Genomic DNA, 16,813 nt, shown 5'->3' with positions numbered 1-16,813 from the left:
CGTGGCACTAGAAAAAGAGGACCATCCTCAATTCACCATCCAGGATGAAATACAAACGCTTTTGAAAAAATACGGGCAGATTCAGGTGGAAAAAGAACTTGGATCCGTAGGTATTCTTTTAACGGAACAAAAGAATCCTAAAAATAAAGAGATAACGTTGTTGGAGGCAGCACAGCACTTTTTAGAGGATGAATTTTCAACCTACCAAAGTGTTTCCCCTTCCTCACAATCATCCTATAAAAGTGAAACGAGAAGTTTTTGTAAGTACTTTGGGGTCAATATCGATGAGAATATATCAACGGATGTCTTGTTAAAAGAGGTATTAACCCCTGAAAAGCTAGAGGCTTATATAAAGCAGCCAGGGATAGCGGATGCGACACGAAGAAAAAAGGCGGCTTTTTTAAGGACCTTTATCGATTCAGTAGCAAGAGATCTGCTAAGTGAGACAAAAATCAATCAATTTAAAAAAAAGGCATTACACCTGGATGACCCAGACCCACAGCCCCCACGAGCCTTTACGGCGAAACAAATTGATTATTTACTTAATTTGTCCCGCTTAACACGTTGTGCCCTTCGAAACTATACGATACTTTGGACGCTCGTGGGAACAGGGATTCGAGTGGACGAGTTACATTTTCAAATTGGTGATGTAAATCTTGAAAAAGGTTGGATAAAAGTCAAAGCGAAAGGACGGAAAGAACGAGCAAAAGTTAAACGGTTCATGACAAAAGGAGCCATCACGGCAATAAAATACTATATCAATTTCACTTACTCTCACTTAAAGAATGTGTTAAGTGAGACCGACTACAATCGCCGTTACGTTTTTTCGGATGACAATGGAAAACAAGCTTTGTCTAATCGGGCCATTCAAAAAATGGTAAGGGGATTGATTGACAAGGCTATTGAGGACAAAGTGATTCAAGACAAAGTATGGGATAGTGATCGAGGAGAAGAGGTGAAAGTAAATTATTCAACTCATTCCACAAGGCATTCCTTCGCCATTTATGCCCTTGAGAGCGGGATGGATATTTATATTGTCAAAGAATTACTAGGGCATAAATCTATTGAATCAACACAAGTTTATTTAAATTTATTTGATGAGCAATACCAAAAAGCAATAGATAAACATCCGTTTGCACAGCTTGAAACAGATCAATTAAAACACTTGGGAGTTGATGCGTAATGGAAGGGATTCTCTTTTCGTCTATTTACTTTCATAAGTGGAAGGAACTCAATGCCTTAAAGCCTAGTACTGTTAAAATGTATAGTAGTTGTTTAAAAGCTTTTGATGACTATTTAGGATTAGTGGGATGGAAGGGGGAGCTTGACTTTGACAAGTTTTATTACAGCAAGATTCATGATAAGTATGCCCCCATTGACCTTGATTTTATGGATGGATTTATTGAGTATCTTCACGAGAACAAAACAAAATCACAAGCGAAACTTGGTTTTACCGTTGTAAAAAGCTTTATGGACTTATTGGTTGATTATGATTTGATGGAATATAATCCACTGAGACATTTTAAAAATCCATTCTACTACGAATCGTTTCGAAACAGAGCGTTAAGTGAAGAAGAGTGTTTAAAACTTTTAAAGGCAGCCTACGATCTAGATCCTTTTTTTCAACAATACTATTTGATTATTTTGCTGCAAACCACTTGTGGATTAAGAGCAAAGGAATTATGTAAACTTACTGTTTCGCAAATAGATTTCGAACACAATGTCATTGTCATTGATAAAGGCCGTAAAACGAAAATTGGTACAGTTCGAATGACAGATGCCCTCCAAAAGAAGCTTAGGGAATATATGAATCATCCTTATTTTATAGCTTGGACAAAGGAAAAAGATAAGGAGTTGTTTTTTATGAAAGACAATCCTTTTACTCCGTCGGATATTAATAAGTTATTAGATAAACTTAGAAGAAAAGCAAGAATATCACGCAAAGTAACCAATCATGATCTAAGAGCAACGATGGCCTATCTATTATATAAAGAGGGTACCGATTATAAGTCGATTCAAAGACAACTTCGACATAAGAAATTAAAAACAACGCTAGGTTACTTACCTATTCATGTTGAATTAAACGGATACCTTGATTAGTTTAAATGACAATTTGAATAAGTAAGGGTGGTTATTTGAAAGGATTATCTTTAACTACCCTTACAATAGTTTAGCTGCTGAGAAAGGGTATCTCAATATAACAAAGAAAGGAATGAGGAAAATAGGGAATAATCCAAATTCTAGAATCGAACTATGAGGTCAATTGGTTTTTGGCATGCATACTACAGGAAAGGCAAAGTGAACTTTTATCACTTAAATCGCATGACAGCGATTCAGATAGAAAGAATAATTAATCCTGAATAGGTTGTAGAGTATACTGGAGTATCACTTCACTGGTCAAGTAAGTTATATCACAGTCTAAGGGCTTGGTGAGCAATATCTTAATTAATAAATAATGTAGAATTTTTTTATCGCTTACAATTGCTACGTAATAATACCTTCAAATATAATGAAGTTAATTCAATATAGTTGCCTTATGTAAATGCATTGCAGCTGGAAGAACCAGGGCGATGGATTAGTGACCTCACACTATCCGTCTGCCCTTTTTTATTTGTCAATTTTCCCTTGTGTCAGAATTGAAAGGAGTAATTCATGTAAAACATTAGAAAGCAAGCCAGGGACAATTTTAAGATTACATTGATAATCAGAGCTGGACCAAATAGCTTAAGCGAACAAAAAATAAGAAAACAAGTAAGTTGATAATAACTGGTAAATGTTGTCTGTTACTTGTATTTGGAGGTAATGTTATGGCAAAAAAAGTAATAATTGAAAATGGATTCAAAACGAGGTATGCAGTGATATACGATGAGAGATTAGATTCTAAAAGTGGCAAACAATATATGAAGCAAAAATTATTTCCAACAAGTGAAGAAGCTGATAAGTTTCTTGAAGATATTGGTAACGATAAAAGTGAATTAAGGATTCTATTGGCTAAAGAACAAAAAAAGCAACAGGCAACAAAGATTCTTTTTAATGAATACGTAGAAGATTGGTTTTATGGGGAATATGCTCATGTGATTAAATACCAGACCTTCAAGGTAAGACAAGCATTATTAAACAAACATATTGTTCCTCATTTAGGTGATAAGTACCTTCATGAAATTACTGGACAGAAAATAGTAGAATTGCTTGCTCAAAAGGACCGTGAAGGATATTCGAAAAGTACTGTTGGTAGCGTTCATAACTTTTTATCTACTTTGTTTCGTTCTGCAGTTAAGAAAGGTTATCTTGATAAAAATCCTATCCGCTTTATGAACATGGTAAAAGCTCCGAATCGTATTCCAGTAATTTTGAGCGAATCAGAGATAGAAAAGTTCCTTGAAGCTACTTACTCAGAAGGTGAAGGTATGATGTATGAATTTGGACTATCTACAGGATTACGACTAGCAGAGATTTTGGCTCTATCATGGAGTGATCTTGATTTTGATCACCAGACGATAATTGTTAAGAAAATTGTGGATGCTGGAATAGGCGGCAAACAGAACATTGTGGAAATAAGAAGTAATTTCCGACAGGTAATGATCCCTTCACATTTGTTACCTAAGTTACAAAAACACAAAGAAGAACAGCAATTAATAAAGGAAGAGCTAGGCGACCGATATGGCGATGCACTTGGTCTCGTTTTCCCTAAAAAAGGCGGTGGGGTTCAAAGCCCATCGACCGTTCGTGCTAGATTTAATCGTTTAGTTGATAAAGCGAATATTAGTAAAATTAATTTCCACGATTTAAGAAAAACGCACGCTAGTCTGCTTGTTAAGGCAGGGGTCCCTCTTTACCTTGTAAGTAAACAATTGGGTTACAAGAGTGTTGATACACTTTATCACTTTTTGCCACCACAATTTTCTGATTCAATGAAATCAATTAAACTCTTTGGAGTTAATGACAAAGAGAATGATATTGATTAAATAACAATTTAATGGCTTTATATATTCAAATTTTAAAGGAGCTCAAACTTAATGTTTGAGCCCTCTTTATTACTTTAATTTCGCATTAAGAGAAGAAATTAAGAAAGTCAAAATACATAAGTCAAAAATGAAAAGTATTTACGTTTCTTCTGATGATGTTACGAATCCCTTACAAACCGTTTTCTCGAGTTACCGAAAAATGTAATAAAATAAAATGTTAAATAAAAATACAAATAGATTTTAAATCCTAAGTAAGTACAACATAAATGCTGAACAATTAGTTTCGTTAAGGAGGATAGTAAATTAAGCTTGAACAATATTTTTGTAGAAAGTCTGTCTAGTTAGTTTTGGTAAAAAGGAATTAACAAAACGATTTTAAAGAAATTAAATATAAAATTAAAAAGAATTTAAAATACCCTTTACAAAAATTTTGTTTGATGGTATATTATTAGTACAGAAGTTACCAACCGAGATAATACATAATATCTTTTTAGGGAGGTAATGTTGATGAAACAAACGATACTTGTAATAGGTGGATTTAATAAAACAGGTTATGAAGAGGTAGGTAAGAAAAAAGGTAACTACAATGTCTTATTCCATGACGGTATAATAAAAAGACAAAGTACATCAGTGTTCGAGAAGATGGTTAAACAAGCTGACTGTGTTGTGTTATTACAAGCTGCTTGTTCCCATAAAACGATGTGGGAAGTAAAAAAGCTCTCAAAAAAATATGAAGTACCTGTTACTTATCCAAGAAGTAGAGGGGTCTCAGGAGCAATTAATTCAGCGATTGAAGTATTTCAAAATAAAGTCTCTTTTTTTGCATCTTAAATAAAAAGGAATTTAAAATACTTTTATAGGAAATTTAGGAGGATGAAATTATGACTAGAGAAAAGGCGCTTATATTCAATGGAGAGTTGGAAAGTCAGTTTAGTAAAAAAGAGGTTGAAGGAAGTTTTGCCGTAGAATTATTTAAACTACATGCGTTACTCTTTGCAATGGAACATTCAAAAATTCAAAAAGAACTAGTTGAAGTTGCGGGTAGAGAAGAACTACGGAATAACCCTGTGAGCGTAAAAGATACATTGAAAAAACTTTATCAAAAGCTTGAAGCTCTTGAACCAGCATTAGCTGGAGTGTTTTTGACTAAATCCTTTAACAGTTTTGAAGAGAATGCACTTTATAAAATGATTGTTCTGTTTGAAAGATATGGATTAACTAAAGAAGAATATCGAAATAAGGATGCAGCTGTAGAGTTTTTTGATACGTTAATTGAAGAGCTGTTTGGAGGATTAAAAGGATTTGATTTCACTCCCAAAGGACTTATTCAATTAATGGTGCAGTCTTTAAAGATAAGTGGAGGAACTGTTTATGATTCAACAGCGGGAATTTCAAATATCATAGTTTCTGCATATGACAATGCCAAGGAGCAGGGTAAAGAAGTATCAGTTTTTGGCCAAGAGATCAACGAAGAACTATTCATTATTGGAAAACTTAACTTGTTTTTGAACAACATCCTTCCTGAAAAGGGCGATATTAAGTTAGGTGATACGATTAGAGAGCCAAAGTGGTTAGAAAATGATCGGATTAAACAGTTTGATTATGTGCTAACGAATTATCCATTTGGAGTTAGGGACTGGGGATATGAATTTGCTGTTAATGACCCATATGGTCGATTTGAATTGTACGGTGTCCCATCAAAGTCTCAAGGTGACTATGCATTTATTCTGCATGCTTTAGCATCTTTAGTGAATACAGGAAAAGCAGCAATAGTTGTACCATTTGGAACTCTTGTAAGGGGAGCAACTGAAAGGAAAATTCGATCAATTTTATTAAAAGATGATGTAATTGAAACAATTATCTCACTCCCTACCAATTTATTTAGCGGGACAGGAATTCAAGTTGCTCTTCTTATCTTAAACAAAAACAAAACTACCGATAAAAAAGGAAAAGTACAGTTTATCAATGCAGAAGGTGACTATGAAAGAACGAGAACACAAAAGTTTTTACAGCAAGAGCATATCTCTAAAATAGCAGCGAGTGTAGAGGCGTACGAAAACAAGGAGAGATATTCAAGAATTGTATCAATCAATGAAATCGCAGAAAATAACTTTGATCTCAATCCTTCGCTCTACTTTGTAAATATTGAACTTGAAACAGAATTAGGGAAGATTGTTTTCAATAAAAGGAAATACGAAACTGAAACCAAATCCTTAGTTCAATTAGACAAAATTGCAGAAATAATAAGGGGAGTCAACCTGCCAAGTCGTAGACTAATGGAAACGCCAAATGGGGAAGTTTATCCTGTTATTCAGATACGTGATATTGAAGAAGGGGTAATAAATTTCAGTAAAGTTGATAAGTTTCCAATTCAAGCAAGAGATATAGACCGAATAACAGCTAAACCAGGTGATATATTGGTTTCAAGTAGAGGTACTCAACAAAGAATTGCAATTGTACCAGAGTATGAAGGTGAATTTTTAGTATCAAATATGTTTATTATTATTCGCTTATCTTCAAATAGTGAAGTGAGCCCTTACTATATTAAGCGATTCTTAGAGAGTCCAGTCGGCCAGTATTATTTTGAAGTAAATCAGAGTGGCTCAGTAGCCACAGTCTTAACACCAAATGATATTCGATCCATTGAATTACCACTCGTTTCATTAGAACAGCAAAACGAAATGGTAAGGCAATTAGAAGAAGCGGATGATTTAATCCGTCAAGCATATGAAAATAGGAAGAAACAGTATTTAGATGCTTATCTAAATCTAGGATTTGGGGCTGCTTTACAAAAGAACTAAGGAGAGGAAAGTTGCTTATGAAAAAAAGAGAATTAATAGAACTAAGAAACAGTTTGCGAAGAAGGGGATTTTGGGTTGATATTGTTGAAGGCGAGTTTGTCTTAGATAGCTGGTTTTCTAGATCAAATTATTATGAGATGGTTTCTCTTCTATCTTCTCTTAAGATCACTTTAGAAGCAGGTAATAGAGGGGTTCGTGTTAAATCGAATTCCTCAATCCCGGATGAAATTCTTAGTCAAATTGAGACGGCCACTTGCGATGTTTTTAGAGAATATAACACTGAAGTTCCATTACCTATTCTATTCCAGGGGATTTCAAGAAATGATCTATCTATCTCTGAATTAGACTATGGAATTGCAAGTTTAGTTTTCTCCTTAAATAAAGTCGGTTTGTATACTTCGATGAGTTGTGACGGACATGGACGACAAGAAGCGAAAATGTGGTTTAATGGAAATCAAATGGAGGAAGTTCGAAACCTCCTGGAAATGGCTAAACGTGAAATTAGCTTTGCGTATGATTGGGACGTTAAAAAAGAAACTGTAGGTTTTTTATTAATTGGAAGAAGACGCTCAGCCAGTGATCCATTGGATGTAGGTAAAGTTCAGGATGATGCGTTAGCTTTTTCGGAGTACCTAATTAATAATTGCTCTCCAACTATATCCTAGGATTTATCATTCGTTCTATAGTTAAAAAGGTGTATAATTAATATTGGAAATATCAAGGAGGTTATAACCTCAAGTATATATACTAATGGAATTAAAGTGCATATGACCGAAATAATGGGATGAGGTGAAGGGATGGTTAATCAAAATCCAGAACAAATAGCTAGAGATAAAATTGACTTGATGTTAAAACAAGCAGGATGGATTGTACAATCAAAAAATAAGGTGAACTTGTCTGCCGGAATAGGCATTGCAGTTCGTGAATATCAAACTGATGTAGGTCCTGCTGATTATGTTTTGTTTGTAGAGAGAAAGCCAGTCGGTGTTATTGAAGCGAAAAAGGAAGAAGAAGGACAAAGACTCACTGTTGCTGAAGACCAATCATCAGGTTATGCAAATGCTAAATTAAAGTACAATCTAAATAAAGAACCACTTCCTTTTGTTTATGAAAGTACAGGCGTATTGACTAGATTTACTGATAATAGAGACCCTAAACCTCGTTCAAGACCTGTGTTTCATTTTCATCAACCTTCAACTTTACTAGAATGGTTTGGCCAAAGTTCAACACTTCGAAGTCGCTTGAGAAATATACCTGAATTAGACAAAGAAGGGCTACGTCCGGCTCAAATAAAAGCAATTAAAAATCTAGAAACATCCTTTAAAAACAACCGTCCAAAAGCATTAATTCAAATGGCCACGGGAGCGGGAAAAACATTCACAGCCTGTACCTTTGTCTATAGGCTATTAAAATTTGCAAAAGCGAAACGAATTCTTTTTCTAGTAGACACAAAAAACCTGGGAGAACAGGCAGAACAAGAATTTTTAAAATACCAACCTACAGATGATAATAGAAAATTCACTGAGTTATATAATGTTCAGCGTCTAAGTTCAAGTTACATTGCATCCGACAGTCAGGTTTGTATCTCAACAATTCAAAGACTTTACTCAATTTTAAAAGGGGAAGAGTTAGAAGAATCAGCAGAAAAAGAGAATCCTAATGAACTAAGTTCGCAATGGCAAAAGAAAGAACCTCTACCCGTTGAATATTCTAATAAAAATCCGATTGAACAGTTTGATTTTATTATTATTGATGAATGTCATCGGTCTATTTATAACTTATGGAAACAAGTGCTTGATTACTATGATGCTTTTTTAGTCGGACTAACTGCTACTCCAGATAAGAGAACTTTTGGTTTTTTTAATGAAAATGTAGTTAGTGAATACACTTATGAAGAATCAGTAGCTGACGGTGTAAATGTACCTTACGATGTATTTACCATTGAAACAGAAATTACAAAGGCTGGAGCAAAAATTAAGGCGAAAGAGTTTGTAGATAAAAGAGAAAAGTTAACTCGTAGAAAAAGATGGGAAATGCTTGATGAAGATTATCAATACACATCTAATAAGCTAGATAAGGATGTCGTTAATCCAAGCCAGATTAGACAAGTAATAAGAGCATTTAAAGAGGCATTACCAACGATTTTTCCCGAAAGGTTGGATGAAAACGGGGATTACGAAGTGCCCAAAACCTTAGTATTTGCAAAAACAGATAGCCATGCTGATGACATTATACAAATCATCCGTGAAGAATTTGACGAAAGTAACGATTTCTGTAAAAAGGTTACTTATAAGATTGATGAGGACCCTAAGTCGGTGTTGAACCGTTTTAGAAACTCATGGGCACCAAGAATCGCTGTGACAGTAGATATGATTGCAACTGGAACTGATGTAAAACCATTGGAAATATTGTTATTTATGAGAGATGTGAAAAGCATCAATTATTTTGAGCAAATGAAAGGACGAGGAACAAGGACAATAAGTTTTGATGACCTTAAAAAAGTAACTCGAACAGCCAAACATACCAAAACACATTTCGTAATTGTAGATGCAATTGGTGCTACTAAGTCAAAAAAAACAGATAGTAGACCACTTGAGAGAAAACCTGGTACACCGCTAAAGGATTTATTAGGAGCCGTAGCTATGGGTGTACAAGACGAGGACTTGTTTACATCTTTGGCAAATCGATTAACACGTCTAGATAAACAGTTGACAGAAAATGAAAAGATTAAATTTGAGGAAATCAGTATTGGTAAAGATATAAATACAGTTGTAAAAAACCTACTAAATGCTTATGACCCTGATATCATAGAAGAAAAAACAAGAGCATTAGTTAATGAAATACCTGAAGAACGACGTACTCCTGCCAAAGAAGAAGAATGTAGAAAAAAGGTTCAAAATGAACTAGCTACTATTGCTGCAAAAACTTTTACAGGGGAACTAAACGAGTATATTGAAAATGTTCGTAAAGTACATGAACAAATAATCGATTTGGTCAATCAAGATAAGGTAATACGAGCAGAATGGGATAGCTTTACAGAAGAAAAGGCAAAAGATATTGTAAAAAACTTTAAAAAATACATTGAAACAAACAGAGATGAAATCATTGCATTAAGTATCTTTTACGATCAACCCTATCGTAGAAGAGAAATAACTTTTAAGATGATAAAAGATTTACTAGAAAGATTGAAATTGGAGAAACCTTTATTGGCTCCTCATTTTGTATGGGATGCCTATGCTCAATTGGAAGAAGTCAAAGGTGATAGTCCTAAAAATGAATTAGTAGCATTAATATCTTTAGTTCGTAGAGTAACTGGCATTGACCAAAATCTCACCCCTTATAATAAAGTAGTGGATAAAAACTTTCAGAATTGGGTATTTGGTAAACAAGCAGGAGCACTAAAATTTAACGATCAGCAGATGACTTGGCTGAGAATGATAAAAGACCATATAGCTACTAGTTTTCATGTTGAATTGAATGACTTGGACTATACACCTTTTGATGCTCAAGGTGGTAGAGGGATGATGTATCAACTTTTCGGTGATACAATGATGGAAATAATAGAAGAATTAAATGAGGTATTAGTGGCATGATGAGAGAAGAATGGGCAGAAGCAGATCTTGGGGATGTATGTGATATTTATTCTGGTACAGGGTTCCCTAAACAATATCAAGGTTTAAAGGAAGGTAAATACCCCTTTTATAAAGTAGGGGACATTTCAAAAAATGTACAAAGTGGCTTTCAAAGATTAAGTTTATGTGACAATTATATAGAAGAAGAAACATTATCTATAATTAAAGGGAATATACTCCCTAGCAATTGTATAGTTTTTGCAAAAATTGGTGAAGCACTAAAACTCAATAGAAGAGCTATTACTTCAACAGATTGCCTTGTAGATAACAATGTTATAGGTATTAAGTCGAAAACTAGTTATATTAGCACGATGTATTTATTTTATTTTTTTCTCCAAATTAGACTAGAAGATTATTCTCGTGCTACAACTGTTCCTTCAGTAAGAAAGACAGATATCGAAAATATAGTTTTTTTCCTTCCGCCTCTCCCCGAGCAGCGAGCCATAGTAAACAAAATGGAGAAGCTTTTCAGTGAGTTGGACAATGGAATTGCTAACCTTAACAAGGCTAAAGAAAAACTTAAGATTTATCGCCAAGCGGTATTGAAAGTAGCTTTTGAGGGAGAATTGACAAAGGAGTGGCGAATTAAACAGGAGGATATACTGAATGAATTTTCGTATGTCACTTTGAAGGAAATAGCTGATGTAGCAACCGGAGCTACACCTAAAAAAGGGAATTTTTCATACTGGAATGAAGGGCGAATTCCTTGGGTAACTAGTGGTGCATTGAATAATATATTTGTAAAGGAAGCGTCTGATTTTATTACAGAACAAGCTCTTAAGGAAACTAACTGCAAAGTCTTCCCTAGAGGAACTTTACTGATAGCAATGTATGGAGAGGGGAAAACTCGTGGTAAATGTTCTGAACTATCGATTGATGCAGCCACGAATCAAGCAATTGCAGCGGTGTTGATTAAAAAAGAATATCAAGAGTCAAAAAAATATCTAAAGTGGTTTTTTATTAAAAATTATAATGATATAAGAATGCTTTCAAGTGGTGGAGTCCAACCGAATCTGAATCTAACAAAAATAAAAGAAACAAAAATACCATTTCCAAAAATTCAGGAACAAAATGAAATTGTAAAAGAATTAGAAACCCGTCTTTCTATTTGTGAAAATATCTTAACAAATATAGACGAAGGGTTAGAAAAGGCTGAATCCCTCCGACAAAGCATTCTAAAAAAGGCTTTTGAAGGCAGGCTACTAAGTGAAGATGAATTAGAAAGTTGCAAACGAGAGCGTGATTGGGATCCAGCAGAGCAACTTTTAGAGAAAATTAAGAATTGGAATGAGGAAGTAAATTATGAGTAATGAAGCAAGCATAGTTTCAAAAGTATGGAGTTTTGCAAATGTTCTTCGAGATGATGGTGTAAGTTACGGTGATTATTTAGAACAGTTGACATATTTACTTTTTCTTAAAATGGCTGATGAATTTTCTAAACCTCCCTATTTTCGAGAGATTAATATCCCAGAAGGTTGTGATTGGGAAAGTATAAAGAGTAAGAGGGGAGCTGAATTAGAGGCTCATTATAATAAGGTATTGAAAGAACTATCCATTACTAAAGGAATTCTAGGTCAAATTTTTACTAAATCTCAAAATAAAATTCAAGACCCAGCTAAGCTTCTGAAAATTATTGATATGGTCGATAAAGAAAAGTGGAGTATGATGGGAGCTGATCTTAAAGGAAAGATCTATGAAGGGCTTTTAGAAAAAAACGCAGAGGATACTAAAAGTGGAGCTGGACAATACTTTACTCCGAGGTCACTTATCAAGGCAATGGTTGCTTGTGTTCAGCCTGAACCAATGAAAAAAATTATTGACCCGTCTTGTGGTACAGGAGGTTTCTTCTTAGCAGCTTTTGACTATATTATAGAAAATCACCAGTTAGACCGAGAACAAAAAGAGTTTTTAAAGAGTAAAACTTTTTACGGGAACGAGATAGTTGCAAATACACGTAGACTTTGTTTAATGAATATGTTCCTACATAATATCGGTGAAATTGATGGAGATACTTTTATCTCTTCTGCAGATGCATTGGTAGCTGACGAAGGTAAACGATATGATTATGTACTTGCAAACCCTCCTTTTGGTAAAAAATCTAGTATGACGATTACCAATGAAGAAGGAGAACAGGAAAAAGAAGATTTAGTTTATAACCGACAAGACTTTTGGGTAACAACTTCAAACAAACAATTAAACTTTTTACAACATATTAGGACACTTTTAAAAGAAACTGGTGAAGCAGCTGTTGTTCTTCCAGATAATGTTCTGTTTGAAGGTGGTGCAGGAGAAACGGTAAGAAAGCAATTACTTCAATCAACTGAGTTACACACAATATTGCGTCTACCTACCGGGATATTCTACAGACCTGGTGTTAAGGCAAATGTATTATTCTTTGAAAATAAACCTGGCGCAAAAGATCCTTGGACTAAAGAAGTTTGGTTCTATGATTACAGAACCAATGTTCACCACACACTTAAGAAAAAGCCTATGACACTAAATGATTTGCAGGATTTTATTCAGTGTTACAACCCATCAAATCGTAATGAACGTACCGAAACATGGTCTGAAAATAACCTGGAAGGAAGATGGCGTAAGTTTACTTACGAAGAAATTATGGCAAGAGATAAGACAAATCTTGATATCTTTTGGTTAAAGGATAAGAGCTTGGCGGATTTAGATAACCTTCCAGATCCTGATATTCTAGCAAATGAGATTATTGAAAATATTGAAGCTGGATTAGAGAGTTTCAGGGAGATAATGGTTACTTTAAACGGTAGTTCTGAAGAGAATTGAAAAAATGTTAAAAGATTGATAATAGAGTGCATCAATTGAGTTGGAGCCGTTAAACAGGTTTCTACTTTTCTTTTTAAGCACCGAATATGCTCCATGATTCCGATGAACCTGAAACATGCGAATATATTGTTAAAGTGGAATGAATTAAGACTGTCCCAAAAGAAGATGCCTATTGGATAAAGGGCTTAAAAGCAAACCAGAATAGTGAATATAGTTGAGAAGCCAATACACCATTGATAAAGTATCTCAGTTTTTTGGTCTTGACATTGATAAATAAAATAAAGAGACAATCCTGTAATTGAGGATTGTCTCTTTTCTTAATCTGCCTCAAATTTTGACAGAAGATATTCAGCATCAATAGAGAATAATAATTTTAGTATTTTGAAACAACTTTAGGAAAATTGGTTAACTTATTATAGATTTCTTTAATTGTTCGGTATTTTGAACAGATAGTGAAAAAATTTAAGGAGAATTGTAGAAATATAAGTGGGAGAATAATACAATTTAGGTGTTGTGCAATTAATTCTTAAGCTTCCCTATTAGCACTTTTAAATGGGATATTCCTATGATATTGGCTATTAACTAGAATGAGTAAATGAGGTGTAGGTATGCAAAATAATACTAAGTATAACCTAAACGAAGAGACCTTGAACTTTATATTTTCATTCGAAAAGTCAGTTCCAAGCGGAAAGGTCTTTAGTAACAAAGAACTCGTAGGACTTTTTAACGGATCTAGCTTTTACAGTGAAATAATTAATACGTATTACAAAACAGCAACAACAAAAGCAATTTGGTGGGCTGTAAAAAGAAGTGGTAGTTGGGTAATGACTAGAGGGAGTTATACAAAGGTTTAATTTTAATACTATACGTTATTACTTTGAAATAGTTCTATCCTTTTAGAGAGTAGGTAATTCATAATGATTAGTAGAGTAATAATAAAAAATTATAAATCTATTCAATACTTAGATTTGAAATTAAACGATTCCATGAACATACTTGTTGGAAATAACGAACAAGGCAAATCAACAATTCTGGAAGCAATAAACTTGGCTTTAACAGGTTTACTGCACAGGCGGACTATCCACAACGAAATAAATCCATTTATCTTTAATAAAGAAGCTGTTACACGGTACATAGCTTATGTTAATCAAGCTAGTCGGGAAAAACCCCCACATATCCTAATAGAAGTCTATCTCGAAGAGAATGAACAAACCTCCCATCTTAAAGGAACGATCAATTCAATTAGAGAAAACTTGTGTGGTATAAAACTAGAGATTGAATTTAATGAAGAGTTTAATGAAGAGTATGAGCATTATATTGTGAACAAATCTGATATTTATAATGTGCCAATCGAATACTATAAGGTTAGCTGGTATTCTTTTGCTTCTAATCCTATTACAAGCAGAAATGTTCCTGTTAAATGTATTCTTATTGACACGACAGAAGGCAAAACATGGACTGGACCGGATCAATGTCATAGGGAGTACTTTAGACCCTAAGCAGCGGGCATCTCTTAATTTTCATTACAGAGATATTAAAGAGCAGTTCTCAAATATAGAGGCAATCTCTGAATTAAATACAGCATTATCACACAGAACCGGTGAAATATCTGAGAAGAATCTCACTATTTCATTAGACATATCTCAAAAAAATGGCTGGGAATCCAATCTCATAGCTTACTTGGATAATATACCTTTTGACTTAATCGGTAAAGGTGAACAAAACTCGATAAAATTAAAATTATCCCTTGAATCTAGCGAGGATGATGCACAAATTATCCTAATAGAGGAACCAGAAAACCATTTATCTTTTTCAAATATGGCTAAATTGGTAGATCAAATTACCCAAAAGTGCGCTGGGAAACAGATAGTTGTAACTACGCATAGTAACTTTGTTCTAAATAAACTGGGCTTAGATAAAGTTATATTAATTCATAATGGAAATCACATGACTCTAAAAGATTTAAAAGAGGATACATATAAATATTTCAAAAAGCTCCCAGGCTACGACACACTAAGATTATTACTGTCAGACAAAGTGATCCTAGTTGAAGGTCCTTCAGATGAGCTTATTGTTCAAAAAGCATATATTCAAAAGTATAATAAATTACCAATTGAGGATGGTATAGATGTAATTACTGTAAGAGGTCTATCATTTAAGCGTTTTCTTGAAATTGCGGATATTCTACAAAAGCACGTTGCAGTTATTACAGACAATGATGGGAACGTAGAACAAAATATCACAAATAAATATAGTGACTATTTAAATCATCAAACCATTAAGATTTGTTATAGCGATGATGAATCATCAAAGACACTCGAACCTCAGCTAGTAGCTGTTAATGAACTTCAGATTCTAAATAATATCCTTGAGAAAGAATTCTCTACTAAAGAAGAGCTAGTAAAATATATGACTACATCTAGTAATAAAAATGACTGTGCAATGAGAATTTTTGATACCCAAGTAGAAATCATAATACCGGAGTATATCAATGAAGCAATTGAATAATACGGTGTTAATAGCAGCAGCTGGCTCAGGAAAAACATCAGATTTAGTAAAAAGAGCTATTGATAGTTCTGGTCAAAGAATATTAATTACTACATTTACTATTGATAATACAGAGGAAATAAGGAATAAATTTTATTCAGAGTTAGGTTATATTCCTTCTAATGTTACTATACAAACTTGGTTCTCATTTCTACTAAGGGAATGTGCAAGACCATATCAGAATTTTCTATATGATGAAAGAAGGATTGAGAACATTGAGTTTGTAAATGGAATATCTGCACCTTACGTACCAAGAAGAGATACAAAAAGGTATTACTTTCGGGAAGGTAGATATATCTATACAGATAAGCTTTGTGATTTTATTTTTCATGTGAATCGAATCTCAAGAGGGATGGTAATTAGTCGTTTAGAAAAAATGTATGATTTGGTAATGATAGATGAGGTACAGGATTTAGCAGGTACAGACTTAGACTTTTTACAACTTTTATTACGTTCGGAGATCAATACTATTTTAGTAGGAGACAATAGACAAGCTACATATTTTACAAATAACGCTAGAAGGAACAAGAAATATAAAGGGACTAATATATTTAATTTATTTGAAGAGTGGGAAAAAGAGGGGATATGCAACATAGAATTTAAAACTGAGTGTCATAGGGGTAACCAACTAATATGCGATATAGCTGATTCGCTTTATCCTGAGATGCCTTCTACCACTTCTACAAACAAGGTTATAACCGGGCACGATGGTATCTTTTACATTAAAAGTCAAGACTTACAGCAATATATAGAACAATATAAGCCAGTTGTCTTGCGATATGATAAAAGGAGTAATTGTCCAGATAATTTAAACCCATTAAACTTTGGCAAATCAAAAGGGTTAACATTTGAAAGAGTTCTTATTCTCGCTAATGGTCCAATAAAAAAGTTCTTGCAAAATGATTACCGTGCAATTAGTAGTCCAAAAACAAAAGCAGGATTGTATGTTGCAATAACTAGGGCAAGATATAGTGTAACTTTTGTAACAGATCAGAAAGCAGTCACAAACAACTTTGTAACAGAGTTTACTTTTGATAAAGAGTTGCTCGTTAACAAATAACCATTTCATTAA

The 16,813-nt window shown here is 33.9% G+C and carries 12 protein-coding genes; all 12 read left to right on the top strand.

Going from position 1 to position 16,813, the window contains the following annotated elements; all coding sequences use genetic code 11:
• Position 1: 1 nt before the first annotated feature.
• The 12 genes from H0173_RS21260 to H0173_RS21210 all read left to right on the top strand — a co-directional run bounded on the left by H0173_RS21260 (position 2) and on the right by H0173_RS21210 (position 16,801).
• A complete protein-coding gene (locus H0173_RS21260; RefSeq protein WP_221848796.1) occupies positions 2-1,183 on the top strand; it encodes a tyrosine-type recombinase/integrase in 1,182 nt (393 codons plus the stop codon).
• Entirely contained in the window at positions 1,183-2,100 is a 918-nt protein-coding gene (locus H0173_RS21255) for a tyrosine-type recombinase/integrase (RefSeq protein ID WP_221848795.1), read from the top strand. Before H0173_RS21260 ends, H0173_RS21255 begins: the two co-directional genes overlap by 1 nt.
• Positions 2,101-2,807: 707 nt before the next feature.
• Positions 2,808-3,965, top strand: coding sequence for a tyrosine-type recombinase/integrase (locus tag H0173_RS21250; protein ID WP_221848794.1), 1,158 nt, complete (start codon positions 2,808-2,810; stop codon positions 3,963-3,965).
• 507 nt (positions 3,966-4,472) lie between these two features.
• On the top strand, positions 4,473-4,796 hold the full coding sequence (locus H0173_RS21245; protein ID WP_221848793.1) for a DUF2325 domain-containing protein: 324 nt from the start codon (positions 4,473-4,475) through the stop codon (positions 4,794-4,796).
• Positions 4,797-4,846: 50 nt separating this feature from the next.
• The gene (locus H0173_RS21240; protein WP_221848792.1) at positions 4,847-6,766 is read left to right on the top strand and encodes an N-6 DNA methylase; all 1,920 of its coding nucleotides are present in this window, start codon (positions 4,847-4,849) and stop codon (positions 6,764-6,766) included.
• A gap of 17 nt (positions 6,767-6,783) precedes the next feature.
• On the top strand, positions 6,784-7,431 hold the full coding sequence (locus H0173_RS21235; RefSeq protein ID WP_221848791.1) for a hypothetical protein: 648 nt from the start codon (positions 6,784-6,786) through the stop codon (positions 7,429-7,431).
• 132 nt (positions 7,432-7,563) lie between these two features.
• Positions 7,564-10,359, top strand: coding sequence for a type I restriction endonuclease subunit R (locus H0173_RS21230; protein ID WP_221848790.1), 2,796 nt, complete (start codon positions 7,564-7,566; stop codon positions 10,357-10,359).
• A complete protein-coding gene (locus H0173_RS21225; protein ID WP_221848789.1) occupies positions 10,356-11,708 on the top strand; it encodes a restriction endonuclease subunit S in 1,353 nt (450 codons plus the stop codon). The genes H0173_RS21230 and H0173_RS21225 overlap by 4 nt, the downstream gene beginning before the upstream one ends.
• Positions 11,701-13,194 (top strand): class I SAM-dependent DNA methyltransferase, encoded by a 1,494-nt coding sequence (locus H0173_RS21220; protein ID WP_221848788.1) that lies wholly within the window; start codon positions 11,701-11,703, stop codon positions 13,192-13,194. The genes H0173_RS21225 and H0173_RS21220 overlap by 8 nt, the downstream gene beginning before the upstream one ends.
• Positions 13,195-14,111: 917 nt before the next feature.
• On the top strand, positions 14,112-14,693 hold the full coding sequence (locus H0173_RS22485) for an AAA family ATPase (protein WP_260631303.1): 582 nt from the start codon (positions 14,112-14,114) through the stop codon (positions 14,691-14,693).
• Positions 14,626-15,702 (top strand): ATP-dependent nuclease, encoded by a 1,077-nt coding sequence (locus tag H0173_RS21215; protein WP_260631302.1) that lies wholly within the window; start codon positions 14,626-14,628, stop codon positions 15,700-15,702. The genes H0173_RS22485 and H0173_RS21215 overlap by 68 nt, the downstream gene beginning before the upstream one ends.
• Positions 15,686-16,801, top strand: a complete 1,116-nt coding sequence (locus H0173_RS21210; protein ID WP_221848787.1) for a UvrD-helicase domain-containing protein — start codon at positions 15,686-15,688, stop codon at positions 16,799-16,801. Before H0173_RS21215 ends, H0173_RS21210 begins: the two co-directional genes overlap by 17 nt.
• Positions 16,802-16,813 lie beyond the last annotated feature (12 nt).

It is taken from the genome of Bacillus sp. S/N-304-OC-R1, assembly GCF_019749375.1.
Taxonomy (GTDB): domain Bacteria; phylum Bacillota; class Bacilli; order Bacillales; family Cytobacillaceae; genus Cytobacillus.
Note: the sequence above shows the minus strand (reverse complement) of the source record. Positions and strands in the feature narration are given on the sequence as shown.

Excerpts from the sequence above, each read along its gene's own strand:
- H0173_RS22485 (WP_260631303.1), top strand. The coding sequence starts at position 14,112 with ATGATTAGTAGAGTAATAATAAAAAATTATAAATCTATTCAATACTTA.
- H0173_RS21250 (WP_221848794.1), top strand. The coding sequence starts at position 2,808 with ATGGCAAAAAAAGTAATAATTGAAAATGGATTCAAAACGAGGTATGCA.
- H0173_RS21255 (WP_221848795.1), top strand. The coding sequence starts at position 1,183 with ATGGAAGGGATTCTCTTTTCGTCTATTTACTTTCATAAGTGGAAGGAA.
- H0173_RS21240 (WP_221848792.1), top strand. The coding sequence starts at position 4,847 with ATGACTAGAGAAAAGGCGCTTATATTCAATGGAGAGTTGGAAAGTCAG.
- H0173_RS21220 (WP_221848788.1), top strand. The coding sequence starts at position 11,701 with ATGAGTAATGAAGCAAGCATAGTTTCAAAAGTATGGAGTTTTGCAAAT.
- H0173_RS21245 (WP_221848793.1), top strand. The coding sequence starts at position 4,473 with ATGAAACAAACGATACTTGTAATAGGTGGATTTAATAAAACAGGTTAT.
- H0173_RS21235 (WP_221848791.1), top strand. The coding sequence starts at position 6,784 with ATGAAAAAAAGAGAATTAATAGAACTAAGAAACAGTTTGCGAAGAAGG.
- H0173_RS21225 (WP_221848789.1), top strand. The coding sequence starts at position 10,356 with ATGATGAGAGAAGAATGGGCAGAAGCAGATCTTGGGGATGTATGTGAT.
- H0173_RS21230 (WP_221848790.1), top strand. The coding sequence starts at position 7,564 with ATGGTTAATCAAAATCCAGAACAAATAGCTAGAGATAAAATTGACTTG.
- H0173_RS21210 (WP_221848787.1), top strand. The coding sequence starts at position 15,686 with ATGAAGCAATTGAATAATACGGTGTTAATAGCAGCAGCTGGCTCAGGA.